The organism is Curtobacterium sp. MCSS17_008, from assembly GCF_003234185.1.
Taxonomy (GTDB): Bacteria; Actinomycetota; Actinomycetes; order Actinomycetales; family Microbacteriaceae; genus Curtobacterium.
On the sequence record NZ_QKSM01000007.1, the window covers coordinates 97479 to 122482 of the forward strand.

The 25004-nt window shown below is 72.8% G+C and carries 19 protein-coding genes and 1 tRNA gene; 16 read left to right on the forward strand and 4 right to left on the reverse strand.

The window, feature by feature from the left end; translation table 11 throughout:
• The first annotated feature begins 1 nt into the window (after position 1).
• Positions 2-901, forward strand: coding sequence for a hypothetical protein (locus DEJ23_RS09350; protein ID WP_111239983.1), 900 nt, complete (start codon positions 2-4; stop codon positions 899-901).
• 13 nt (positions 902-914) lie between these two features.
• On the opposite strand, the gene DEJ23_RS09355 is transcribed toward DEJ23_RS09350, so the two are convergent.
• Positions 915-1526: a hypothetical protein gene (locus DEJ23_RS09355; RefSeq protein WP_146240245.1), complete on the reverse strand. Its 612-nt coding sequence runs from the start codon at positions 1524-1526 to the stop codon at positions 915-917.
• A 347-nt stretch (positions 1527-1873) separates the two neighbouring features.
• Here DEJ23_RS09355 and DEJ23_RS09360 point away from each other — a divergent pair, with 347 nt between their 5' ends.
• The 4 genes from DEJ23_RS09360 to mfd all read left to right on the forward strand — a co-directional run bounded on the left by DEJ23_RS09360 (position 1874) and on the right by mfd (position 8399).
• Positions 1874-2506 (forward strand): 50S ribosomal protein L25/general stress protein Ctc, encoded by a 633-nt coding sequence (locus tag DEJ23_RS09360; RefSeq protein ID WP_111239985.1) that lies wholly within the window; start codon positions 1874-1876, stop codon positions 2504-2506.
• Between the two features lie 31 nt (positions 2507-2537).
• A complete protein-coding gene (gene pth / locus DEJ23_RS09365) occupies positions 2538-3122 on the forward strand; it encodes an aminoacyl-tRNA hydrolase (protein ID WP_111239986.1) in 585 nt (194 codons plus the stop codon).
• Positions 3123-3297: 175 nt separating this feature from the next.
• Positions 3298-4725, forward strand: coding sequence for a hypothetical protein (locus DEJ23_RS15415; RefSeq protein WP_146240246.1), 1428 nt, complete (start codon positions 3298-3300; stop codon positions 4723-4725).
• A 62-nt stretch (positions 4726-4787) separates the two neighbouring features.
• Complete coding sequence (mfd, locus tag DEJ23_RS09390) at positions 4788-8399, forward strand: transcription-repair coupling factor (RefSeq protein ID WP_111239991.1); 3612 nt, start codon at positions 4788-4790, stop codon at positions 8397-8399.
• A 117-nt stretch (positions 8400-8516) separates the two neighbouring features.
• Here mfd and nhaA read toward each other — a convergent pair whose 3' ends face one another.
• The gene (gene nhaA, locus DEJ23_RS09395) at positions 8517-9695 is read right to left on the reverse strand and encodes a Na+/H+ antiporter NhaA (RefSeq protein WP_111239992.1); all 1179 of its coding nucleotides are present in this window, start codon (positions 9693-9695) and stop codon (positions 8517-8519) included.
• Between the two features lie 100 nt (positions 9696-9795).
• Here nhaA and DEJ23_RS09400 point away from each other — a divergent pair, with 100 nt between their 5' ends.
• The 8 genes from DEJ23_RS09400 to DEJ23_RS09435 all read left to right on the forward strand — a co-directional run bounded on the left by DEJ23_RS09400 (position 9796) and on the right by DEJ23_RS09435 (position 18008).
• Positions 9796-10455, forward strand: coding sequence for a MazG family protein (locus DEJ23_RS09400; protein ID WP_111239993.1), 660 nt, complete (start codon positions 9796-9798; stop codon positions 10453-10455).
• Positions 10456-10758: 303 nt separating this feature from the next.
• Complete coding sequence (hisS, locus tag DEJ23_RS09405; RefSeq protein WP_111239994.1) at positions 10759-12003, forward strand: histidine--tRNA ligase; 1245 nt, start codon at positions 10759-10761, stop codon at positions 12001-12003.
• A gap of 98 nt (positions 12004-12101) precedes the next feature.
• On the forward strand, positions 12102-13385 hold the full coding sequence (gene eno / locus DEJ23_RS09410; protein WP_058728084.1) for a phosphopyruvate hydratase: 1284 nt from the start codon (positions 12102-12104) through the stop codon (positions 13383-13385).
• 326 nt (positions 13386-13711) lie between these two features.
• Entirely contained in the window at positions 13712-14269 is a 558-nt protein-coding gene (locus DEJ23_RS09415) for a septum formation initiator family protein (protein ID WP_111239995.1), read from the forward strand.
• Positions 14270-14304: 35 nt separating this feature from the next.
• On the forward strand, positions 14305-14853 hold the full coding sequence (locus DEJ23_RS09420) for a DUF501 domain-containing protein (RefSeq protein ID WP_111240051.1): 549 nt from the start codon (positions 14305-14307) through the stop codon (positions 14851-14853).
• Positions 14854-14900: 47 nt separating this feature from the next.
• Positions 14901-16373 (forward strand): NAD(P)/FAD-dependent oxidoreductase, encoded by a 1473-nt coding sequence (locus tag DEJ23_RS09425; protein WP_111239996.1) that lies wholly within the window; start codon positions 14901-14903, stop codon positions 16371-16373.
• A gap of 73 nt (positions 16374-16446) precedes the next feature.
• Positions 16447-16520, forward strand: a tRNA-Leu gene (locus tag DEJ23_RS09430).
• A gap of 159 nt (positions 16521-16679) precedes the next feature.
• Positions 16680-18008 carry a threonine/serine exporter family protein gene (locus tag DEJ23_RS09435; protein WP_111239997.1) on the forward strand — a complete coding sequence of 443 codons (1329 nt, stop codon included), beginning with the start codon at positions 16680-16682 and terminating at the stop codon, positions 18006-18008.
• Between the two features lie 118 nt (positions 18009-18126).
• Here the strand turns inward: DEJ23_RS09435 and DEJ23_RS09440 are convergent, their stop codons facing one another.
• Positions 18127-20475, reverse strand: coding sequence for an Ig-like domain-containing protein (locus tag DEJ23_RS09440; RefSeq protein WP_146240247.1), 2349 nt, complete (start codon positions 20473-20475; stop codon positions 18127-18129).
• 237 nt (positions 20476-20712) lie between these two features.
• Between DEJ23_RS09440 and DEJ23_RS09445 the strand changes: the two genes are divergently transcribed.
• Positions 20713-21294, forward strand: a complete 582-nt coding sequence (locus DEJ23_RS09445) for a LemA family protein (RefSeq protein WP_111239999.1) — start codon at positions 20713-20715, stop codon at positions 21292-21294.
• A 23-nt stretch (positions 21295-21317) separates the two neighbouring features.
• Positions 21318-22217, forward strand: a complete 900-nt coding sequence (locus tag DEJ23_RS09450; protein WP_111240000.1) for a M48 family metalloprotease — start codon at positions 21318-21320, stop codon at positions 22215-22217.
• 157 nt (positions 22218-22374) lie between these two features.
• Here the strand turns inward: DEJ23_RS09450 and DEJ23_RS09455 are convergent, their stop codons facing one another.
• The gene (locus tag DEJ23_RS09455; protein ID WP_111240001.1) at positions 22375-23643 is read right to left on the reverse strand and encodes a winged helix-turn-helix domain-containing protein; all 1269 of its coding nucleotides are present in this window, start codon (positions 23641-23643) and stop codon (positions 22375-22377) included.
• 103 nt (positions 23644-23746) lie between these two features.
• Between DEJ23_RS09455 and DEJ23_RS09460 the strand changes: the two genes are divergently transcribed.
• Positions 23747-24985, forward strand: coding sequence for an AI-2E family transporter (locus DEJ23_RS09460; protein WP_111240002.1), 1239 nt, complete (start codon positions 23747-23749; stop codon positions 24983-24985).
• Positions 24986-25004: the final 19 nt, after the last annotated feature.

Below are 25004 nucleotides of genomic sequence, written 5' to 3' on the forward strand. Positions count from 1 at the left end.
CGTGGAGTTCACGGACGTGGCCAGGGAGCTGCTGCTCGTCGCGCCCGCGGACTTCGTCCGGGAGCGCACCGCTCGGCAGCGCTCGGTGCGGAAGGACGACAGGGCGCTCGCGACCCGGATCGGCGGACTGCGGAAGCCCCCGCCCGCAGCGTGGGTGGTCGACCTGCTCGCACACGAGGGCGCCCTGGACGAGGCGGCGGCTCTCGGACCGTCGATCCGGCAGGCCCAGTCGGACGCCGACCCCGCGGCCATCCGGCAGCTCCGACAGCGACGGTCCGAGGTCGTCGCTGCGCTGGCGCAGGCCGGTGCCGACCTCGCGTCCGATGCCGGGCACCCGGTGACGCCGGCGGTGCTCGAGCAGGTCCGCGCCACGATCGAGGCGGCGATGGCCGACGAGCACGCGGGCGCCGCCGTCCGCTCGGGGCTGCTCGTCCGACCGCTCGAGAGCGCCGGCTTCGAGGCCGTCGACCTGGACGGCGCGCTCGCCGACCCGGGCGCGGTGCCCGACGCCTGGTCGGGGTCGGACGCGGAACCGATCCCGATCACCAGCGCGCGCCGCTCCCGGAAGGGGAGCCGTGCCTCCCGAACGGCACCTCCGGAGCCGGCTCCGGCGCCCGATCCCGAGCCACAGGTCGATCCCGCTGCGGAGCGCCGCGCCGCGCGCGAAGCCGAGGCCGCAGCGCGGACGGAGTCCCGCGATGCCGACGCGGCCCTCGACGCCGCGGAGCAGGAGCTCGAGGCCGCAGAGGACCGCCGCGCCGATCTCGAACGGCAGCTCGCTGCAGCGACGGCCGACGTCGAGCGGGCCGAACGCGCGCGGGACGAGGCCGAGACGGCAAGCGACCGCGCCCGCGACCTGCTCCGTGCCGCGCAGCGCCACCGCCGAGACGTCGGTCGCTGAACGCCGCCGGCTCTCAGGTCTGGGCCGGTTGCTCGGAGCGCACCGCTGCGACGAGGCGCTGCACGCGCGCCCACCGCCGACGCTCCAGTGCCATGAGGACGACCAACAGAACGCTGGTCGCCAGGACGAGGACGGGGACGAGCGGCCTCGGGTTCCCGAGCAGCACGAGTGCCAACCCGATGAGGCTGGGCAGGGTCGCCGCCGACGTCCGTCGCTGCCACCGGACGATCGCGTCGACCATCTCGACCGATCGCGGGGTCGGTGCGTCCACACCGCGGAGCTGTCGGCGGAGGTCCCGACGATCGGTCGGCGCGAGGAGCGAGACCGGAGACCGGTGCGGGATGAACGGCTCGAGTCGCCCGTGCCGTCGCGCGTGCAACCACGCGCCGACCGCCACGACCCAGCCGAGGGCCGCGACGACCACGTGCCAGTCGGTATCGCCGAGGACCGCGAGCAGCACGCCGATGCCGGCCATGAGGGTCGCGGAGGCGACGATGGCGGCCTGGATCGACGGCCCGTGCACCGGCCTCGGCCCGCTCGCCAGCGCTTCGGCTGCGCGCCCTGCCGCGGCCCATCGGTCGTCGGCAGTCGCAGCCGATCCGGCCTGGGATTCGTTCGTCTGCACGACACGACGCTAGCGACGCGCCCTGCCTGCGGGCTTCGACGAACCCTCAGCCCCGGGAAGGACCGGCCCGCGACCGCAGGGGAAGCCGGACGGGAGGCACGTGGCGGTGTCGCCACGCGCCTCCCGTCCGGCTGTGGACGCTTCCCGGCGCGACACGCCCGGCAGCCCCTGCTAGACTCGCAAACCGACTTCGGCGAGGGCCGCGCACCGCGCGGCCGTGATCGACGCGGTAGGGAGACCCGGCCCAGTCCTGGGAGCGTTCCTCACGCGTGCACGCGTTCGAGTTGCAACACCACAGACCCCCCGATGCCGGCACCCCGGCGTCGACCCCGACACCAGGAGGCACCATGGCCGACTACACCAAGCTCGCAGCGGAGACCCGCACCAAGTTCGGCAAGGGCGCTGCGCGCAAGCTCCGCGCCGCCGACAAGATCCCCGCGGTCGTCTACGGTCACGGCGCCGAGCCGCAGCACATCACCCTGCCGGGCCACGAGACGATGCTGCTCGTCCGTACCGCCAACGCGGTCGTCGACCTCGACATCGAGGGTGCGGCGCAGCTCGCCCTCGTCAAGGACGTCCAGCGCGACCCCGTGCGCCAGATCATCGAGCACGTCGACCTCGTCGTCGTCCGCCGCGGCGAGAAGGTCACCGTCGACGTCCCCGTCGTCGTCGAGGGCGAGTCCTTCGCCGGCACCATCCACGTGCAGGACCTCGCTTCGGTCTCGCTCCTCGTCGAGGCGACCGACATCCCGGAGCACGTGACCGTGGACGTCGAGGGCCTCGAGGACGGCGCGCAGGTCCTGGCCTCGCAGCTCCAGCTGCCGGCCGGTGCCGAGCTCGAGACCGACGCCGAGGCGCTCGTCGTCCAGATCGTCACCCCGCGTGGCACCGCTGAGGACGACGCTGCCGACGAGGCCGCTGCCGAAGCGGGCGCCGAGGCCGGTGCCGAGGGCGGCTCCGCCCCGGCCGACTCCGAGTAACACTCCTCCGCGGAACGTCTGGCCGACGCTGATGACAGGATCGACCCTCGTCGTGGTCGGGCTCGGGAACCCCGGGCCCGGCTACGCGGGCAACCGTCACAACGTCGGCCAGATGGTCCTCGACGAACTCGCGGCCCGCATGGGCGCGACGTTCAAGAAGCACAAGACGCCGAACCAGGTCGCCGAGGGGCGCCTGGTCCCCGGTGGGCCCAAGCTCGTCCTGGCGAAGCCGGGGTCGTTCATGAACACGTCGGGTGGCCCGGTCTCGTCGGTCCTCGGGTTCTACAGCGCCACCCCCGCCGAGCTCATCGTGGTCCACGACGAGCTCGACCTGCCGTTCGACACGGTCCGTCTCAAGGGCAGTGGTGGACACGGCGGCCACAACGGCCTGCGCGACATCATCAAGGCGACCGGGACGAACGAGTTCACCCGGGTGCGGATCGGCATCGGCCGACCCCCGGGGCGCCAGGACCCCGCCGACTACGTCCTCCGTGACTTCTCGGCGACCGAGAAGAAGACCCTGCCGAACCTGCTCGCCGACGGCGCCGACGCCGTCGAGGCGATCGCCGACCTCGGACTCCTCGCCGCGCAGCAGCGCGTGCACGCCCCCTCCTGACGCCTCGCGTCGCGTCGCGTCCGACGTCCCCTCGCCCGTCCTGGAGGCGCGGCTCGTCGCCGCCACGTTGCTGTCCGGTACGCGCGTGGTCCCCGAACTGGGGGACTCTCACGTACCCCGACGATCGGTACGTTCGCCCACGGGGTGGCGATCCCCGACGACGAGGGGAACGACCGTGGGACGAGCAGCACACCGGGCACGACGGGCGCACGGACTCCGGACGGTGGTGGCCGTCGTCCCGGCGGCGATCGCGGTGATCGCCGTGGGCCTCGGCTCGGTCCTCACGCAGGACGGTGCCGTCGCTGCGACCGAGACCTGGACCCCGACGTCCGCCGAGTCCTCCGCACCCCCGGTCGCGTCGTCCTTCGGCGCACCGAACGACGTGCACCACGAGTCCGACGGCAGGCTCCTCGTGGCCGACTTCTCCGCGAACGGGCTGCTGCGGCGCGCGTCGGACGGTGCCTGGAGCGTGGTCGCTCCCTTCGGTACCGGCCCCCGCGACATGTGGAACCCGTCGGCGGTGACCACCACCGCCGACGGCCGCATCCTCGTGGCCGAGGCCGGACGCCGCTCCTTCACGGTCCTCGGCGCGGACGGCGACGTGCTGTCGCGGACCGCTCCGCCCGACCGGCGCGCGGTCTCCGAGCTGGCCGTCGTCGGCTCAACCGTCTACGCCGCGGTGCCGGGCAGTGGCGCGCTCTTCACGACCGAGCTCGGGAGCGGGACCTGGGCAGCCGTGGCCGGCCCCTGGACGGACCCGAGCGGTGTCGCCTCGTCCGGTGACGGCGGGACGCTCACCGTGTCCGACGCGGGGGTCGACGAGGTCTGGCAGCTCGACCGCGCGACCGGCACGGTGACCGCTCTCGGGTTCCCGGGTGACGCGCAGACCCGGCCACGGGGCGTCGCCGTCGACGACGGTGACGTCTTCGTGGTGGACAACGGGCGCGGTGCGGTCTGGGCGCGGACCGGCGGCACGTGGACGCAGGCGTTCTCGAGCGCCCCGGACGGCTCGCCGCTGGTGAACCCGACGGCGGTGTCCGTCGGTCCGGACCGCAGCCTCGTCGTGGCGGACTACAACCGGCAGCGGGTCGTCACGGCAGTGTCGTCCGGGCGCGCGGTGGTCGTCCCCAGCCCGGTGCCGACCTCGGCGGAGCCGTCGAGCGCTCCGACGTCCGAGCCGTCCAGCGCCCCGACGCCGACGGGTGATCCGACCCCGACCGCCGACCCGTCCCCGTCGGCGACCGCCGTGCCCACGACCGCACCGACGACCGCACCGACGACCGCACCGACGACCGCACCGACGACGGCCCCCGGCCCCGAGGCGACCCCGTCGGGACCGGCGGGCGCGCCGGGGACCGGCACCGAGCCTCCCGGCCGTCCGGTGGCCGAGGCGCCCGTGACCGACCCGGACTCCAGCGAGCCGACGTCGACCGAGCGGACCGGCGCTGCCGCTGACGGAGTGGACGCGGATCCCGCCACGCGACGGGCGGGACCGCTCGCCTGGACCGGTACCGGCCCGATCGTCCCCGTGCTGCTGGCTGCTGCGGTCCTCGTCGCCGGCGGGGTCCTCCTCGGCGGCCGCGCACGCCGGCACCGGAGCTGACACCTGTTCGCCGCTCGCGCACGTCGGACCGCGTGTCGGAGGCCGCCGGTACCATCGTCTGAGTGACGATCTCGGGCATCATCCCTGCGCTCTCGCGCGCCTCCGCGTTCGATCGTGTCCTGCGCGCCGCCGGGCGTGACGCGGACTTCTCGGTCGTCGACGGCCTGCGCGTCCCGCTGCTCGGCGCACTGCTCGCCGAGCGGAACGGCCCGCAGTGCCTGTTCGTCGTGACCGCCACCGGGCGTGAGGCCGAGGCCGTCCGCGGGGCCTTCACGTGCACCCTCCCCGACGCCGAGGTCCTCGAGTTCCCCGCGTGGGAGACCCTGCCGCACGAGCGCCTCAGCCCGAGCGCGCAGACCGTCGGCACCCGCATCGCCACGCTCCGGAAGCTCGCCGCGTGGCAGGACGCCGACCCGGCCGACCGCCGCACGGTCGTCGTCGTCGCCAGCGTCCGCGCGGCGCTCCAGCCGATCGCGGGCAACCTGACCTCGCTCGCGCCGGTCGCGCTCCGCACCGGTTCACGCGGCAACGACCTCGCGCAGATCGCCTCGCAGCTCGTGGACCTCGCGTACGCGCGTGTCGACCTCGTCACCCGCCGCGGCGAGTTCGCGGTGCGCGGTGGCATCCTCGACGTCTTCCCGCCCGGTGCCGACCACCCGGTCCGCGTCGACTTCTTCGGCGACGAGATCGAGGCGATCAAGGCCTTCTCGGTCGCCGACCAGCGCACCACCGACGACGACCTCGGTGCCGTCGAGCTCACGGCGTCGCGCGAGCTGCTGCTCAGCGACGACGTCCGGCAGCGGGCGCGCGAGATGCTCCACGAGTTCCCGAACCTGTCGCAGATGCTGGCGAAGATCGCCGAGGGCATCCCGGTCGAGGGCATGGAGTCCCTCGCACCGGCGCTCGTCCAGGACCTCGTGCCGATCACGACCTACCTGCCCGAGGCCGCGACGGTCGCGGTCCTCTCGCCCGAGCGGGTGAGCGGTCGCGCGCACAGCCTGGCCGAGACGAACACCGAGTTCCTGCAGGCCGCGTGGAGTGCCGCCGTCGCGGGGGCGCAGGCGCCGATCGACCTCGACGCCGGCAACTTCCTCACCGTGCAGCAGCTGAAGAACGGTCGTGGGCAGCGCACGTGGTGGACGGTCACACCGTTCGACTCCGGGCTGGACGAGGGCGACCGCGACCGGGTCCTGACCGACGCCGAGGCAGCAGCCGAAGCGGGCGAGTACATCCGCGTGCGCGCCGAGTCGATCCCGAGCTTCGCCGGCAGCGCCGACGGTGCCGTGGCGCACGTGCAGCAGCTGGTGGACGACGGTTGGGCCGTGGTCGTCACCGCACAGGGCAAGGGACTGGTCGAGCGCGCCGTCCAGGTCCTCGCCGACGCCGGGGTGGCTGCGCGTGCCGAGGACCTCACCGCACCGCCGGAGCCGGGCGTCGCGATCGTCACGACCGCCACGGTCGAGGCCGGGTTCGCCACCCCTGACCCACGCATCGCCGTCCTGAGCGAGGCCGAGTTCTACGGCCGCAGCGTCCAGCAGGGCGCCCGCACCGTCAAGAAGCTCGCGGCCCGCCGCAAGAACGTCGTCGACCCGCTGCAGCTCAAGCCGGGCGACGTCGTCGTGCACAACACGCACGGCATCGGGAAGTTCGTCGAACTCGTCTCGCGCGAGGTCAGTTCCGGCGGCCGCAACGCGGTGAAGACGCAGCGTGAGTACCTCGTGCTCGAGTACGCCCCGTCGAAGCGGAACTACCCCGGCGACAAGCTCTTCGTGCCGACCGACCAGCTCGACCAGCTGTCCCGCTACGTCGGCGGCGAGAACCCGACGCTGTCGAAGATGGGCGGGTCGGACTGGTCGGCCGCGAAGTCGAAGGCGCGGAAGGCCGTCCGCGACATCGCTGTCGACCTCGTGAAGCTCTACTCGGCGCGCATGGCGTCCAAGGGCCACGCGTTCGGCCCGGACACCCCGTGGCAGCGCGAGCTCGAAGAGGCGTTCCCGTTCGCCGAGACCGCCGACCAGCTCACCACCATCGACGAGATCAAGCGGGACATGGAGAGCCCGATCCCGATGGACCGGCTGCTGTCCGGCGACGTCGGCTACGGCAAGACCGAGGTCGCGATCCGCGCGGCGTTCAAGGCCGTGCAGGACGGCAAGCAGGTCGCCGTCCTCGTGCCGACGACGCTGCTCGTCCGCCAGCACATGGAGACGTTCCAGGAGCGCTTCGCGGGCTTCCCGGTGCACCTGCGCGCCCTCAGCCGCTTCCAGACCGAGAAGGAGTCGAAGGAGACGATCGCCGGTCTCGCCGACGGGACGGTCGACATCGTGATCGGCACGCACCGGATCCTGTCGCAGAGCATCCAGTTCAAGGACGTCGGCCTCGTCATCATCGACGAGGAGCAGCGGTTCGGCGTCGAGCACAAGGACCAGCTGAAGAAGCTCAAGACGAACGTCGACGTCCTCGCTATGTCGGCGACACCGATCCCGCGCTCGCTCGAGATGGCGGTGACGGGCATCCGCGAGATGTCGACGCTCGCGACCCCGCCGGAGGACCGCCACCCGATCCTCACCTTCGTCGGGCCGCAGTCCGATCTCCAGGTCGCTGCGGCGATCCGGCGCGAGCTGCTGCGCGAGGGCCAGGTCTTCTACGTCCACAACCGCGTCAAGGACATCCAGTCCGTTGCCTCGCACCTGGCCGAGATCGTGCCCGAGGCCCGGATCCAGGTCGCCCACGGGCAGATGTCCGAGGGCACCCTGGAGCAGGTGATGGTCGACTTCTGGGAGCGGAAGTTCGACGTCCTCGTCTCGACCACCATCGTCGAGACGGGTCTCGACATCGCGAACGCGAACACGCTCATCATCGACAAGGCCGACAAGTACGGCCTGTCGCAGCTCCACCAGCTGCGCGGTCGTGTCGGTCGTGGTCGCGAGCGCGGGTACGCGTACTTCCTGTACGACGCGGACAAGCCGCTCTCCGAGACCGCCCAGGACCGCCTCGAGACCATCGCTGCGAACAACGAGCTGGGCGCCGGCATGCAGGTCGCGATGAAGGACCTCGAGATCCGCGGTGCGGGCAACCTGCTCGGCGGCGAGCAGTCCGGACACATCGCGGGCGTCGGCTTCGACCTGTACCTGCGCATGATCGGTGAGGCGGTGTCGCAGTTCCGCGGTGACGTCGCCGAGGGGCAGACCGAGCTCCGACTCGAGATCCCCGTGGACGCGCACATCCCCGAGGACTACGTCGAGTCCGAGCGGCTCCGGCTCGAGGCCTACCAGAAGCTCTCGGCGGCGTCGGCCCCAGCGGCGCAGGTCGAGGCCATCGACATGGTGCTCGACGAGCTCACCGACCGCTACGGGCAGCCGCCGCAGGCAGTGCTCACCCTGGTCGAGGTGTCGCGTCTCCGCCGCATGGCCCAGCAGGTCGGCCTGTCCGACGTGGTCGTGATGGGGTCCAACCTGCGTGTCGCCGGCAAGGAGCTCGCCGACTCGGCGCAGATCCGGCTCAAGCGGATGTTCCCGGGCGCGCGCTGGTTCCCGCAGCAGGACGCCGCGAGCATCCCGCTGCCGAAGCCGCACGGCGAGACGCTGCCCGACGACGGGCTCATCCAGTGGGTGGAGAGCATCCTCACGGCCGTCTACGGCGCGTCGAAGGCTCCGGCGGAGACGACCGCCTCCTGAGACACGGCCCGGGACGGACGGGAGGGACGGTGCCAGCTGGCACCGTCCCTCCCGGCTTTCCCGGGGCAGGTGGGCAGCGCTGCCGTGGGACAGCGCCGCTGTCGTCGGGGCGTCGACCTACTCAGTGGCCTCGACGTCGGACAGCTCGCGGCGCGCGCGGTAGCGGCGGGCGCGCAGGCTGACCACGACCGCGGACGCGAGGATCGCGAGACCGGAGCCGACGAGCACGGCGAGGACGCCCTCGTCGAGGATCTCCTCGTTGCGGGCGAACGCCAGCTCGTTCATGAGCAGCGAGACCGTGAAGCCGATCCCGCCGAGCACGCCCACCGTGACGATCGACCAGAACGAGAGCGTCGAGCGCCCCGGCGCGCGGAAGATGCGCGTCGCGACCGCACCGAACAGGGTGATGCCGATCACCTTGCCGACCGGGAGCGCGAGGACGACGGCCCAGAACGTGGGGGAGAGCTCGCCGAGGCCGACGCTCGGGATCACGACGGCTGCGGACGCGAACGCGAACAGGGGCAGGACGATGCCGTTCGACCACGGCTCGACCCGGTCGTACACCGTGTGCCCGGGGCGACGCGGCAGGACCAGACCGAGCGCGACGCCGGCAATGGTCGCGTGCACACCCGAGTGGTGCACGAGCCACCACGTCACGAGGCCGACCAGGACCATCGCCGCGATGATCCACAGCTGACCCGTACGACCCGGCCGCAGCAGTCGGCCGAGCACGGCGAATACGGCGAGTGCGACGACCGCGCCCCCGAGGGCGAGGAAGTCGGTGCCGTGCGCGAAGACGACCGCGATGATGACGATCGCGATGAGGTCGTCGAGCACCGCCAGCGCGAGCAGGAACACCCGGAGCGTCGACGGCAGCCCTCGACCGAACATCGCGAGGACGCCGAGTGCGAACGCGATGTCCGTCGCCGTGGGGATCGGCCACCCGTGCTGGTACGCCGTGCCCGTCGTGACGGCCAGGTAGATGCCCGCCGGGACGACCACGCCTCCGACCGCCGCGATCGCGGGGATGACCGCGGTCTTCGGGTTCGACAGCTCGCCGTCCAGGAGCTCCTGCTTCAGCTCGATCGCCACGAGCAGGAAGAACACGGCGAGCAGCCCGTCGCTGATCCAGTGCGAGACGGAGAGGTCGAGGCCGACAGCACCCCAGGGCGAGTGCGCGTCGAGGAGTCGTTCGAGGCCGGGGCCGATCGGCGAGTTCGCCACGAGCAGGCCGAGCACGGCGGCGGTGAGGAGCGCGATGGCGCTGAAACGGGGGGAGCGGACGAGTGCCGACATGGATCTCCGGTGAGTGGGTAGGGGAGGAGGGCCGTCGACCAGACTTCCCGACACACCGTTGGCCAGCCTACCGGAGGAGCCTGCGTGCGAGCATGGCGCGATGACCGCCGTCACGGACCTCGTCGAAGTCGTCGACCGCCTGCTCGCGCCCGAGGGTGGTTGCGTCTGGAACCGAGCACAGACGCACGCCTCGCTCGCCCGCTACGCCGTGGAGGAGTCCTACGAGCTGGTGGACGCGATCGACTCCGGGGACGACTCCGACCTGCGCGAGGAGCTCGGTGACGTGCTCTACCAGGTGGTGCTCCACGCAGGACTCGCGGACGCAGCCGGTCGGTTCGACCTCGAGGACGTCGCTGCCGGGGTGCGGGACAAGATGGTCCGCCGGCACCCGCACGTGTTCGGCGACGAACGAGCGGACACGGAGGACGAGGTCGTGCGGGTCTGGCGTGCTGCGAAGTCGGCGGAGAAGGTTGCGCGGACGAGCGTGTTCGACGGCGTCCCGAGGGCGATGCCGCCGTTGGAGCGCGCGGTGAAGCTGCTCGAGCGGCTCGAGGAGCGAGGGGACGCCGCCACGGTCGTCGCCGCCACGTCGGCCGCCGCAGCTGCTGACGGCAGCGGGTCGGAGGGTGCCGTCGACGAGCGGTGGGGCGCGGGGATGCTCACGGAGGTCGCGGCGGCGCGGGAAGTCGGGATCGACGTGGCCGCGAGCCTGCGGGCCGCGGTGTCCCGCCTCGAAGCCGAGGCGCGCGTCGGCGAGTGAGTCGTGCCTCCCGTCCGTGCTGAGTCGCGCAGAGCGGCACCCGGGCGCGGATGGGCGGGGACGAGAGAGCGGGCACCCTCCCAACCCGAAAAAGGAGGGTGCCCGCGAGCGGGTCTCGACGCACCAGGGAAGTCGCGTCGACAGGGACACCCGCTCGAACCGCGGGGCACCGTTGCAGCACACCGGCCCCGCGAACGATCCGGTGGCCGGATCAGGGGACCACCGAACCGAGGTTCTGCATGCAGAGTATCAGCGGATCGGGTGGCGTGCAAGGGGCATGTGCCGTTCTGGCAGGATTGGCGCATGGCGACGACCGTGACGGCTCCCCGTGGCATGCGCGACTTCCTCCCGGCGGACAAGGCCCGTCGTGAGCACGTCCTCGGTGTGATCCGGAGCGTCTACGCGCGCCACGGGTTCGACGAGATCGAGACGCCCGTCGTCGAGGACGCCGCTCGGCTGCACTCCGGGCTCGGTGGCGACAACGAGAAGCTCGCGTTCGCGGTCATGCGCCGCGGGCTCACCACCGAGGACCTGCAGCAGGCCGCTGCGCCCCTCGACCTCGCCGACCTCGGGCTCCGGTTCGACCTGACGGTCCCGCTCGCCCGCTTCTACGCCTCGCACCGCGCCGAGCTCCCCTCGGTGTTCCGCGCCGTGCAGATCGCCCCGGTCTGGCGCGCTGAGCGTCCGCAGAAGGGTCGCTACCGCCAGTTCGTCCAGTGCGACATCGACATCCTCGGCGAGCCCGGGCAGCTCGCCGAGATCGAGCTCATCCGGGCGACGACCGCGGCGCTCGACGCGCTCGGGGTCGCCGACACCACGATCCGGATCAACGACCGCCGCATCCTGCTGGCGCTGCTGGCGTCGTGGGGGATCACCGAGCCGGTCGCCGCGGACCGTGCGCTCATCACCGTCGACAAGCTCGACAAGATCGGGCCCGACGGTGTCGCCGCGGAGCTCCGCGAGACCGTCGGTGCCGACCTCCCGGGGCTCGAGGACACCATCCGGGCGCTGGAGGCGGCGGACTGGGACTCGGTCGAGGGGGTCCCGTGGCTCGACGCCGAGGCGTTCGGTGACCTGGCCCGCCTCCGTGCGGCGCTGCCCGGCGTGGACCTGCGCTTCGACCCGACGCTCGTCCGGGGCATGGGGTACTACACGGGCACGATCTTCGAGGTCGCGCACCCCGACTTCGGCTACAGCCTGGGCGGGGGCGGTCGGTACGACGGCATGATCGGTCGCTTCCTCGGGCAGGACGTCCCCGCGGTCGGGTTCTCGCTCGGGTTCGAGCGGCTCGTCGACCTGGTGACGCTGCCCGAGTCGGCCGAGTCCGACGCCGTCGTGCTCCTGTACGACAAGGACGTCGACCCGGTGCGCCTCGCCGCGCTGAAGACCGAGGCCCTCGCGACGCACCGTCGGGTCCGGCTCGAGCGCCGGCCGAAGAACACGAAGAACCTGCTCGCCTCGCTCGCCGACCAGGGCTTCGCTGCCTTCGCGAGCGTGCGTGCCGACACCGAGACCCTGGAAGGTGTCGAGTTCCGTCCACTGGCGTGAACTCCTCCACCACCGACGTCATCCGCTGACAGGGCGCCACCGGCCCTCGGTAGGATCGACCCGCAATCCACCACAACCGAACGTGTAGGGAGTACCCCGTGGCCCAGATCGATGCCGTAGGCGCACGCGAAGTCCTCGATTCCCGAGGCAACCCGACGGTCGAGGTCGAGGTCCTCCTCGACGACGGCGTCGTCTCGCGCGCGCTCGTCCCGTCCGGTGCGTCCACCGGCGCGTTCGAGGCGTACGAGCTCCGTGACGGCGACGCGAACCGCTACGGCGGCAAGGGCGTCCTCAAGGCCGTCGACGCCGTCCTCGACGAGATCGGCCCGGCGCTCGAGGGCTTCGACGCCACCGACCAGCGTCTGGTCGACGCCGCGCTCATCGAGCTCGACGGCACCGAGAACAAGTCGCGCCTCGGTGCGAACGCGATCCTCGGCGCCTCGCTCGCCGTGGCCCGTGCCGCCGCCGACTCCGCCGACCTGCCGCTGTTCCGCTACCTCGGTGGGCCGAACGCGCACACGCTGCCCGTCCCGCTCATGAACGTCGTCAACGGTGGCGCACACGCCGACACCAACGTCGACATCCAGGAGTTCTTCCTCGTGCCCTACGGTGCCGAGAGCTTCTCCGAGGCCCTGCGCTGGGGTGTCGAGACCTACCACGCCCTCAAGGGTGAGCTGAAGAAGCAGGGCCTGGCGACCGGCCTGGGCGACGAGGGTGGCTTCGCGCCGGAGCTCGCGTCCAACCGCGCTGCGCTCGACTTCCTGCTGGCCGCCATCGAGAAGGCCGGCTTCACCCCGGGCAAGGACATCGCGCTCGGCCTCGACGTCGCCGCGACCGAGTTCTTCCACGACGGCAAGTACGCGTTCGAGGGCAAGCAGCTCTCGAGCGAGGAGTTCACCGGGTACTTCTCGGACCTCGTCGCGAACTACCCGCTCGTCACCATCGAGGACGCCCTCGCCGAGGACGACTGGGAGGGCTGGAAGCACCTGACCGCCGAGCTCGGTTCGAAGCTGCAGCTCGTCGGCGACGACCTGTACGTCACGAACCCGAAGCGCCTGCAGCGGGGCATCGACGAGCAGGCCGGCAACTCGATCCTGGTCAAGGTGAACCAGATCGGCACGCTCACCGAGACCCTCGACGCCGTCTCCCTGGCGCACCGCCACGGCATGACCGCGATCCTGTCGCACCGCTCGGGCGAGACCGAGGACACCACCATCGCCGACATCGCGGTGGCCGTCGACGGTGGCCAGATCAAGACCGGTGCCCCGGCCCGCTCGGACCGCGTCGCGAAGTACAACCAGCTGCTCCGCATCGAGGAGGAGCTCGGCGACGCCGCTGTCTACGCCGGCCGCACCGCGTTCCCCCGCGCCGCTGCGCTCTAGGTCGCACCCCGCACCACGACGGACGCCGTCCTCCTCCGGGAGGGCGGCGTCTCGCCGTTCCGGCACGCCGCCCGGTCGTCGGCCGTCCTCCGGTCGCACGACCTGCCGCTCAGCTTCCGACTCGGCGGCGGGTCGTGCGACCGGAACGTCCGTCGGCGGCGGGTCGTGCGACCGGAACGTCCGCCGGCGGCGGGTCGTGCGACCGGAACCCGGGACCGGGCGGCGGGTCGTGCGACCGGAAGACGCGCCTCCCGGCCGGCTGGGAGGCGACCGGGCGTCCGCGCGCCGGTCCCTGCGCCGCAGGCACGTCGGGTTATCGTCGAGACGTGCCCAGCCAGAAGCCCCGCGTCCGCCGCGTCCCCGTGGCCATGCCGGAGACCGGCGCGCACGAACAGCCCTGGTACCGGTCGATCCGGTTCTCGGGCTTCAGCCTGCTCATGCTCGGCATCATCGTGCTGTTCGTGGTGGTGCTCGCGCCCTCGCTCCGCACGCTCATCCAGCAGCAGGAGCAGATCGCGCAGCAGCAGCGCGAGGTCGCGTCCCAGAAGGCCGACGTGGCGCAGAAGAAGCACGACGTCGCCCGGTGGGACGACCGCGCCTACATCGAGGCGCAGGCCCGCGACCGGCTGCTCTACGTGTACCCGGGCGAGGAGAGCTACCTCGTGATGGGCGCGGAGGACGCCGACGGGTCCGGCCGCGCCGAGACCGACTCCGGCAGCCCGGTGAGCTCGGACGTGCAGACGCCGAAGGTCGACTGGGTGCAGGCGATGCTGTCTAGCGTGCTGCAGTCCGGTCTGACCGAGAAGACCACCGAGGAACTCGTCGCCCCGGACGTCAACGGCACCGGCGACCCGACGGGCGCCGCCACCGCCGACACGGAGTAGGTCGGCGCGCGGGACTCGGGTAGGCTCACGTGCCCGTGACGACCCCTCCCTTCGACCCGCCGTCCGACCGCGACATCCAGGTCGTGTCGGCGCAGCTCGGGCGACCGGCCCGCGACGTCGTCGGGATCGCGGCACGGTGTGTCTGCGGCAACCCCACCGTCGTGTCCACGAAGCCCCGACTCGGGAACGGCACCCCGTTCCCGACCCTGTACTACCTGTGCCACCCCGCCGCCACCACGGCCGTGAGCACCCTCGAGGCGAACCACGTCATGCCCGAACTCGCGGCCCTGCTCGAGGACGAGACCGTCGCGGCGCAGTACCGCGCGGCCCACGAGTCCTACCTGGCGGACCGCGAGTCGATCGAGCACGTCGACGAGATCGACGGCATCAGTGCGGGTGGCATGCCCACCCGTGTGAAGTGCCTGCACGCGCTCGTCGGCCACGCCCTCGCAGCCGGCCCCGGCGTCAACCCCATCGGCGACCTCGCGCTCGAGCGCGCGACCTGGTCGCCCTCCCGGTGTGAGTGCCGGGCGTATGATGGCCTGGCAGACGCTGGAGTCGGGGCGGGTGGCGGCGAAGTCTGACCAGCCTCCCGGCAAGCCATCACCCCACTCCAAGGAGATCATCCCCCGTGCCCAAGATCCTCGTCGTCGGCGGCGGCTACGCCGGTTTCTACACCGCCTGGAAGCTCGAGAAGCACCTTCGTCAGGGCGAAGCCGAGGTCGTCATGGTGGACCCGCTGCCCTACATGACGTACCAGCCGTTCCTCCCCGAGGTCGCCGCCGGTTCGATCGAGCCGCGCCACGCGGTCGTCTCGCACCGTCGTCACCTCAAGAAGACCCGCGTCGTCACGGCAAAGGTCACCGCGGTCGACCACGCGACGAAGACCGCGACGATCACCCCGGCCGAGGGCGAGGCGTGGGAGGAGTCCTACGACCAGATCGTCATGACGGCCGGTGCCGTCTCGCGCACGTTCCCGATCCCGGGCGTCGCGGACGAGGCCATCGGTCTGAAGACCATCGAGGAAGCGGCCGCGATCCGCGACAAGATCCTCACGAACTTCCACAAGGCGGCGAACCTGCCGGCCGGTCCCGAGCGCGACCGCCTGCTCACGGTCGTCGTGGTCGGCGGCGGCTTCGCCGGCATCGAGGTGTTCGCCGAGCTCCGCTCGTTCGCCTCGGACCTGCTGAAGAGCTACCCGGAGCTGTCGTTCGACGACACGCACTTCCACCTGGTCGAGGCGATGGGGCGCATCATGCCCGAGGTCTCCCTCGAGACCTCGCACTGGGTGCTGCAGAACCTCGCTGAGCGCGGCGCGACCGTGCACCTCGACACGCAGCTGGCCTCGGCCGAGGGCGGCGTCTGCCAGCTGAAGGCCAAGGACGACTCGATCCAGACGATCGAGTCCGACCTGATCATCTGGACCGCCGGCGTGATGGCGAACCCGATGGTCAAGGGCACCGACTTCCCGCTCGAGCAGCGCGGCCGCATCCGCGTGCAGCCCGACCTCCGCGTGGTCGACGACGAGGGCGTGGTCGCCGACGCATGGGCCTGCGGCGACGTCGCTGCCGTCCCGGACCTGACGGGTGGCGGTGTCGGCGGCTTCTGCGTGCCGAACGCCCAGCACGCGGTGCGCCAGGCGAAGCAGCTCGCCAAGAACCTGACCGCGGTCATCCGCGGCGAGGCGACGACCGACTACAAGCACGAGAACCTCGGCGCCGTCGCGGGCCTCGGTCTCGGAACCGGTGTGTTCCAGTCCGGCAAGTTCGCGATGAAGGGCTTCCTCGCCTGGGGTGCGCACCGCGGTTACCACGGTCTGGCGATGCCGTCGTGGGAGCGCAAGTGGCGCGTCATCGGCGACTGGGTGGGCGGCTTCTTCCTCGGCCGCGACATCGCGTCGCTCGATGACCGTGAGACCCCGCGTGCCGCGTTCGAGGCGTTCGCGTCGCGTCCGAAGCCCGCGGTGGAGGCCCCGGCGCCCGCCGCTGCCCCGGCTCCGGCCGAGGGGCAGCCGGCCGACGCCGCCGGTCCCGCGTACGCCACCCCGGCGGAGGACGTCTCGAAGGACGCCGCCCCGGTCGCGGCCCCTGCCGACGCCAAGTAGGCACACGCTCCACACGAGAGGCGGTCACCCCGGCGGGGTGACCGCCTCTCGCGTCGGTAGGCTGTTGCGGCCCGCCCCCGTGGCCCAATCGGTAGAGGCACGCGACTTAAAATCGCTGAGTTGTGGGTTCGAGTCCCACCGGGGGTACGGAACGCGGGTCGGTGGACGCCGGCCGGGAGGCACGACCGCCGCCGTCCCGCGGCCCACACCTGCGAGCGGTCGCCCGGGGCGACCGTGGTCGCCGGGAGCACACGTGTCCTCCGTCGCTTTCGCGGACCACTGGCGTCACCACCTAGCATCGTCCTCGTGGTCGGACTCGGAAGCGCCCTCGCGAACCTGCGCAACGCGCTCAACCGGCCGGAGGCACACGTCGAGGTCGTCGACGGCGAGACCGTCCCGGTCGGCATGCTGCTCGGGACGCTCGGCGCCCTGCTGCTGGACGCCGGCAGCTCCGTGACGGACGTCCGGTCGGCCCTCGAGAAGGCGCGAGACGCGGCCGGGGTCGGCCCGACGCTCGCCATCGGCGTCCTGCCGGCGCTCGTCATGGTGAGCGAGGTCGCGACCGGTGCCGCCACCATCGTGAACGCCGAGGGCGTCGAGCTCTCCTCGCGCCAGGCCGCGCGGGCGAACCGGCTCGTCCTCGGACTCGAGCGCGGGTCGATCGCCCTCGCCGAGATCCCCGCCCGCGTCCGGGCCATCCGCGCCGGCACGACCCCGCCGCCCGCCCTCCCGTGGATCACCGGCAACGCCCTGACCTCGTTCGGCCTGGCGGTCGTCTTCCGCTGCCCGTGGTGGGCGATCGTGCTCGCCCTCGTCGTCGGTGCCCTGGTCGGGGTGCTCAGCCTCGTGCTCCGCCGGTTCCGCGAGGCCGTGGCGATCATCCCGTTCCTCGCCGCCTTCATGTCGACGACGGTCGTGGGCCTCGTCGCGGCCGGCACCGGGTTCGACCACGTCCCCCTCTTCGCGGTGTGCGCCCCGGTCGCGGTCTTCGTGCCCGGCGCGCTCATCACCAACGCGCTGCTCGAGCTCACCGCCGCGGACATCGTCACCGGAGCGTCGCGCCTCGTGCAGGGGCTCATCATGCTCGGCTTCATGGCGGCGGGCATCGGTGCCGGGAGCGCTCTCACCGGGTTGCGGGTCGACCCGTCGTCGGCAGCGCTCGTCGGCGAGGTCGCCGGCGTCGGCACGCTGCGTGGTGGTTGGGAGGCCGTCCCCTCGTACTGGGTGTCCTGGGTCGCGGTGGTCGGTCTGGCCGTCGGCCTCGGGCTCGTGTTCCGCTCCGGATGGCGGCTCACGCTCGTGTCCGTGGCGGTCATGGTCAGCGCGTACGCCGTGGTGAGCGGGACGACGCCGCTCTGGGGCAGCGTGGTCGCGACGGGGGCCGCAGCGGCGTTGCTGTTCGTCACGACACGGCTGCTCGAGCGGCTGGTGCCGGTCATCCCGGCGACGGTGTCGTTCTTCCCGGCGTTCCTGCTGCTCGTGCCCGGGACCGTCGGGCTCGTGGCCGTCGCGACCTTCGACCCGGTGGCGCTCGCGACGCCGCTGGCGACCTTCGTGAGCCTGTGCATCGGGACGAAGATCGGCGGGCTGCTGCCCGGACTGTTCCGTCGGAACGTGCCGCACCGCCCGCAGTGACACGACCGGTCGACGGCCGGGAGGCGCGTGACGGGCGCGCACCGCGCCTCCCGGCCGTCCCGGAGCCGGTTGGGCGCGCGCGCGTGAGCGGACCGCCGACGACGGCCGCCGGTCGTCGTCAGCGCCGCGGTGCGGCGACTGCGGCCCGCGGGCGGCGGAGCCACGCCCAGCAGCAGGCTGCTGCGATGGCGCAGAGGCCGGCGGCCAGGCCGAGTTCGGTCGGCGAGGGAACGACGGGCGTCTCGCCGCCGGCGACCATCGCGGCGAGGGTGACCGCGCCGACCGTCAGGGCGACGTAGCGGCCACGCGCACCGGCCACCAGCACGGCCCCCGCAGACCCCGGGACCGGGAGCAGGGTCGCGACCAGCGCGCCGACCGCCCCGACGCACAGCGTCGTGGCGGTCTCCGCGACGAGCGCCGACCAGAAGCCGGCGCCGTGCACGACGGAGTGCAGCGCCCAGCCGGCGGCCGCGACCACGAGCAGGGCGATCGACCGTGCGGTCGCGCTCCGCACACCCGTCGCCGTGCTCGACGCCAGGCGGAGCGCGGCCGTGTCCGCTCCGGGGCGACCGACCGGCACGAGCACGGTGCCCACGACGAGGGCGGGGGACAGGTCTCCGGCGCGGGTGAGGGCGCATCCCACCAGGGCGGCGAGCACCAGCCACGGGGAGACGCGGAAACCGATCGCGCGGTGGTCGGCGCCGGCGGCCCAGCGCGTCGCGAGGACGACGGCGGCCGTCGTGACGGCCGCACCGAGGAGCACCCCGAGGCAGAGACGGACGTACCGGGCCTCGAGCGAGACGCCGACGCCGAGCAACGTCGTCACGCCGACGATCGCGACGCCGGACGCCGCGGCCGCCCAGATCGGCAGGACGTCGTCCCCGAGCCGGCGTTCCGTGCGCGAGCGGTTCCGGCCGAGGACCGCGGCGAACGGGTTCCGGAGCCGCCCGCGGACCGCGGCGCCGACGAGGGCGAGCGGGGCGGCGACGAGCACGAGGAAGCCGGCCGCGACACCGGTGGCGAGGAGGACGGTGCGCCAGGAGAACGACGCCTGGATGGTCGGGACACCGCGGTCGAAGGCGGTGGCGGCCGTCCAGTCGCCGGCGGGGCCGGACCAGTCCGGGGTGCCGGGGCGCGCCCCACCGGTGCCGGTGCCGGTGCCGCCCCCGGTGCTGCCGTGGCCGCTCCCGGCTCCGCCGCCGGTGGCGCTTCCGGCACCGGACCCGGTGCTCGTTCCACCGTCGGAGCCGTCGGGGGTCCCCGGGGCGCCGGGGACGGCCGCTCCCGAGCTGGCGGAGGGCGGGCCGGGAACGGCGGAGGTCCCGCTCGTCGGTCCACCGGTCGCGGCGGCCGTCGTGCCGGACAGCACGAACCGGACGCCCGGGGAGGACCGGGAGAAGTTGCCCGCCGCGTCCTGCTGCGTCGCGGTGACGGTGCGGCTGCCCGCCGCCGTCGTGCCGGTCGTCGTGCACGACCACCGACCGTCGGCGCCGACGTCGGACCGGCACGCCGGTGACCGTCCGAGGTACACGGTGAGGACGGCGCCGGGCTCGCCGGTCCCGCCCACCGTGACGGGCTGCGAGCGGACCCGCTCGCCGCGCCCGGGGGTGCTGACGACGGGTGCTGCCGGTGCCGTCCGGTCGAGGACGACCGTGCGGGGCGCCGACGGGGCGCTCCGCAGGTCCGACCGGTACCCGCCCGCGGTGCTCGCGGTCTGGGCCGCGGACAGCGTGAGGCGACCGTCCCGCACCCCGCCGCCGGACAGCGACACCGTCCACCGGCCGTCGGGTGCCACCGTCGCCGTGCGGACGGTGGACGAGCCGACGACGGACAGCGACACGGTCGCGCCGGGCAGGCCACTGCCGGACACCGGCCCGCTCGTGGGACGGTCGGTCGTCACGCTCGGGGGGACGACGACGTCCGATGCCGGGGCGCTCGAGGACCCGAGGGCCGGGTCGGTGCCGTCGGTGACGGTGAAGACCTGTTGCGGCCCGGAGCGGACGGTGGCCATGCACGCCCATGCACCGTCGGCGCCGACCGTGGTGTCGCACCCGGTCGATCCGGTCGTGGTCGGACCGGCGACGCGCACGCGGTGGCCGGGGGTCCCGCGTCCGTGGAAGCGCACGGTACCCGTCGTGACGTCGCCGGGATCGCCGATCGTCGGCCGGACGGCGGGGCGGTCGGACGGCACGGGGCCGGGGGAGCCGGTCCCCGGCGGGAGCGTGCCGAACTGGGGGGAGTGCGTCGGAACCGACGACTGCGGCGCACCGGCTGCGTCGCCCCCGGCGGCACCGTTCGCGGGGCCGTCGGTCGCAGCGGAGGCGGTCGGTGCGCCGAGCAGGACCGACCCGGCTGCCAGCACGGTCACCAGCACGGCCGTCACCCAGCCGGAGCGTCCTCGGGGTCGCCGGGCGGGACCGTCGCCCCCGACGGCCGTCTCGTCCACGTTGTCCCCGAGCGCGTTCACCGCCTCCATCCCACGCGATGACGTCGCTGCGGTCAATCCACCACACGGATGATGTGGCCGGACGGGGCCCGGGGCCGCCGCACGGCGGGTGTACGGCACTCGGGAATCCCCCGTGAACCCCGCCCAGCGGACCGGTCGCCGCCGGACGCGTCGGTACAATCGTGGACGGCCGTCCGACGGCCACGCACCGGCCGCTGTCCCACCGTGCCGGACCCGACGCGAAGAGGAGCACGCTCGATGGACACCGGACTCGTCACGACGCTGATCGTCGTCGGAGTGGTGGTGGTCCTGCTCGTCGTGATCGGGATCTACCTCTGGGTGACCTACAACTCGCTGGTCACGCTGAAGGTCCGCGTGGACGAGGCCTGGAGCGACATCACGGTGCAGCTGAAGCGGCGTGCAGACCTCATCCCCACGATCGTCGACACGGTCAAGGGGTACGCGGCGCACGAGAAGTCGGTGTTCGACGACGTGACGAAGGCCAGGTCGGAGACGCTCGGTGCGGGTGACGCCGCGAGCGCCTCCGCGGCCGAGGGGCACATGCAGAAGGCCCTGAAGAGCGTCTTCGCCGTGGCCGAGGGGTACCCGCAGCTGCAGTCGAGCCAGAACTTCCTGCAGCTGCAGTCGGAGCTCGTCGACACCGAGGACAAGATCCAGGCCGCGCGGCGCTTCTACAACGGCGGCGTCCGCGAGCTCAACACCAAGATCCGCGTCTTCCCGAACTCGACCTTCGCGAAGAGCAAGGGCTTCACCGAGGCGACGTTCTTCGAGACCGCCGAGCCCGCGGCGATCGCCGAACCGCCGCGCGTGCAGTTCTGACCCTCGGCGCGTCGGGCTGACCCGTGTACAGCGCGATCGCGCGGAACAAGCGCAACACCGTCGTCATCATCCTGGCGTTCCTGCTCATCGTCGGGGCGCTCGGGTTCCTCGGCGGGTACCTCGCCGGCAACGTCTCGGTCGGTGTCGTCGTGCTGCTCGTCGCGCTCGGGTACGCGCTGCTGCAGTACTTCCTCGCCGGACGGCAGGCGACCGCCATCGCGGGCGGGATCGAGATCGACCGGACGACCGAGCCCCGGCTGTGGCGGACGGTCGAGAACCTGGCGATCACGACCGGCATGCCGATGCCCCGGGTCTTCGTCATCGACGACCCCGCTCCGAACGCCTTCGCCACCGGCCGCGACCCGGACCACGCGATCGTGGCGGCCACCACCGGACTCCTGGCGATCATGGACGACACCGAGCTCCAGGGCGTGATGGCGCACGAACTGGGACACGTCCGGAACTACGACATCCGCGTCTCCACCATGGTGTTCGGCCTGGTCGTCGCCGTCGGGTTCCTCGCCGACGTGCTCCTGCGCATCTCGGTCTTCAGCGGGTTGAGCGGCCGAGGCCGGAACAACGACTCGGGCGGAGGCGGCAACCCGGTCCTCATCGTGGCCGGACTCGTCGCGGTGCTCGTCGCGCCGCTCGCCGCCGCCGTGGTGCAGGCCGCGGTGTCCCGCCAGCGGGAGTACCTCGCCGACGCGACCGGCGCGATGACGACCCGGTACCCGGAGGGACTGGCACGCGCCCTCGAGAAGCTCGAGGCGTACGGCCGACCGACCCGCTCCCAGAACTCCTCGATGGCGCACCTGTGGATCGCGGACCCCATGCGGCCGGGCGTGATGGACCGCCTGTTCTCGACGCACCCGCCGCTGCCCGACCGGGTGGCGCGCCTGCGGAACAGCACCGACCGCTTCTGAGCGGCGGACCACGGGTCACGGCTCGTCCGCCCGGTGGTCCGGCCTCGGCTGGGCGGTCCCGTCGGCGCGGGACACCCGCCGCGCGCCGAGACGGTCCGGGAAGCGACGGCGTCCTGCGGACCCGGCGGCGTCTCGGGCGCTCAGCGGCGTCTCGCGGTCAGTCGACCACGTCGTCGCCCGGAGCCGCCTCGGCTGCATCCGCATCGTCGGCCGCCTCGTGCGGGACCAGCCCGACGCCCAGGGCCCCCGCGACCGCCGCGGCCGCCGTGCCGCGGTCGGTGACCTCGACGCCGTCGAGCCCCTGCCACGCCGCCGCCCGGCGCAGCGTCGCCGCGAGACGCTCGGCGTCGAGGTGCTGACCCGGCTCCTGCCACGCGGTCCGCACCCGCAGGACGCCGCGTCGCCGGTCGCTCTTCAGGTCGACCCGCCCGGTCAACCGGTCGTCCTGCAGCACGGGCAGCACGTAGTAGCCGTGGACGCGCTTGGGCGCGGGTGTGTAGATCTCGATCCGGTAGTGGAAGCCGTGCATGCGCTCCGCTCGCCGGCGGAACCACACGACCGGGTCGAACGGACTCAGCACGGCGTCGGCGGTGACCGTGCGGGGGACCCGGGCACCCGCGTGCAGCCAGGCGGGCTCTCGCCACCCCTCGACCCGGACGGGGAGCAGCTCGCCCCGCTCGACGAGCTCGGTCACGGCGGCCGCGGTGTCGTCCGCTCGCAGGCGGAAGTAGTCGGCGAGGTCGGCGCGGGTCCCGACGCCGAAGGCCCGCGATGCCCGTCGGACGAGCTCCGTGATCGCGGTGTGCCGGTCCGGGGCGCCGTCCAGCGCGCCGGCGGGCAGCACCTGGTCCGGCAGGGCGTACACCCGTTCGAAGCCCGAGCGCCCGGCGCTGACGACCTCGCCCCAGCGGAACATCTGCTCGAGACCGGTCTTCACGTCGCTCCAGCCCCACCACGGCCCGCGGCGCACGTTCGCCTCGTGCTCGACGGCACTCGCGGGGAGCGGCCCCTCGGCCGCGAGCAGGGCCCGCAGCTCGCGGCGGACGCCGGCGGTCCGCTCGACACCGGCGACGCGGTTCGGGCGGGCGTCGCGTTCGCGGTACGCGTCCATCCGCCACCGGAAGAGCGGGAGGTCGGCGCGCGGGATGAAGGCCGCCTCGTGCGCCCAGTACTCGGCGTAGGGACCGCGGCGGGCGAACGTCAGCCGGTCGAGCACGGCGCGGTCGTACGAGCCGAGCCGCGCGAACAGCGGCAGGTAGTGGCTCCGCTCGAAGACGTTCACGGAGTCGATCTGCAGCAGCCCGAGCCGGGAGATCGTGCTGGTCAGGCTGCGGGTCGCGACGGCATCGGACGGTGGCGCGCCGAAGCCCTGCGCCGCCAGGGTGACGCGGCGTGCCTCGGGGGCGGAGAGCGTGGACCTGACCATGCGACGACGCTACCGACGAGGGCCGACAGCCCGGTCGGGACGGCCGTCCGACGTGTATGCCGCATCTGGCACACACCCCGGTGCCCGTCGGTACACTCGCCGCATGGCCTGGGGAAAGAAGACGCATCCGGATCCCGTCGTCGAGGACGCCGTGCCCATGGGCATGCGGATCGCCGGCGCGTGGTCCTGGCGCGTGCTCGTCGTCATCGGCGTGGTCGCCGTCGTCATCTACCTCGTGACGCTGTTCAGCGAGGTCCTCATCCCGTTCCTCATCGGGATCGTGGTCGCCGCCCTGCTCGTGCCGCTGTCGAACTGGATGCAGCGCCACCACGTGCCGAAGTGGATCGCCGTCGTCGTGAGCCTGGTCGGCGGCCTGGCGGCGGTGGCCGCCCTCATCTGGCTCGTCGTCGACCAGATCGCCGCCGCCTACCCCTCGCTGCGCGACCGCACGCTCTCGCAGTACGACAACATCCGCGAGTTCGTGCTGAGCTCGGGCCTCGGCATCAGCCAGCGCGACCTGAACGGCTACTTGGACCAGGCGACCGACTGGCTGTCGAGCAACTCCGGCTCCATCCTGTCGGGCGTCGCGAGCGCGGGCTCCTCGCTCACCCACATCCTGGCCGGCCTGTTCGTCGTGATCTTCACGGTGATCTTCCTGCTCATCGACGGCAAGAACGTCTGGCGCTGGACGGTCCGCCTCTTCCCGAAGAAGGCCCGCGCGGCCATCGACGGCGCGGGAGTCGCCGGCTGGACGACCCTGACGAGCTTCATCCGTGTGCAGATCTTCGTCGCGTTCGTCGACGCGGTGGGCATCGGCATCGGCGCGGCCGCCCTGCAGCTGCCGCTCGTGATCCCGATCGCGGTGTTCGTCTTCCTGGGCGCGTTCATCCCCGTCGTCGGTGCGATCGTGACCGGCTTCCTCGCGGTGTTCATCGCGCTCATCTTCAACGGCTGGGTGGCGGCCCTGATCATGCTCGGCGTCATCCTGGTCGTGCAGCAGGTCGAGGGGCACATCCTCCAGCCGCTCGTCATGGGCAGCGCGGTCAAGGTGCACCCGCTCGCGGTCGTGCTCGGCGTCACCGCTGCCTCGGGTCTCGCCGGCATCGCCGGCGCGTTCTTCGCGGTGCCGCTCATCGCCACCGTCAACTCGATGGTCACGACGATCGCGAGCGGCCGGTGGAAGGGGCTCGACTCCGACCACGTGCTCGAGGCGAAGCAGCGCGACCACCACGCGAGCGTGGAGGCGAAGAGGCGTCGCCGCTGGGCGAAGCGTCACCCCGAGGGCGTGCCCGCTCCCGGCAGTGACGACCAGCCGACAGCGACCAAAGGGACCGCGGGCTGAGCGGGCGCGCAGTCGGCCG

Bases quoted from the DNA above. Each gene is read 5' to 3' on its own strand.
- DEJ23_RS09360 (WP_111239985.1), top strand. From the start codon at position 1,874: ATGGCCGACTACACCAAGCTCGCAGCGGAGACCCGCACCAAGTTCGGC.
- pth (WP_111239986.1), top strand. From the start codon at position 2,538: ATGACAGGATCGACCCTCGTCGTGGTCGGGCTCGGGAACCCCGGGCCC.
- nhaA (WP_111239992.1), bottom strand. From the start codon at position 9,695: ATGTCGGCACTCGTCCGCTCCCCCCGTTTCAGCGCCATCGCGCTCCTC.
- DEJ23_RS09400 (WP_111239993.1), top strand. From the start codon at position 9,796: ATGACCGCCGTCACGGACCTCGTCGAAGTCGTCGACCGCCTGCTCGCG.
- hisS (WP_111239994.1), top strand. From the start codon at position 10,759: ATGGCGACGACCGTGACGGCTCCCCGTGGCATGCGCGACTTCCTCCCG.
- DEJ23_RS09445 (WP_111239999.1), top strand. From the start codon at position 20,713: ATGGACACCGGACTCGTCACGACGCTGATCGTCGTCGGAGTGGTGGTG.
- DEJ23_RS09455 (WP_111240001.1), bottom strand. From the start codon at position 23,643: ATGGTCAGGTCCACGCTCTCCGCCCCCGAGGCACGCCGCGTCACCCTG.
- DEJ23_RS09460 (WP_111240002.1), top strand. From the start codon at position 23,747: ATGGCCTGGGGAAAGAAGACGCATCCGGATCCCGTCGTCGAGGACGCC.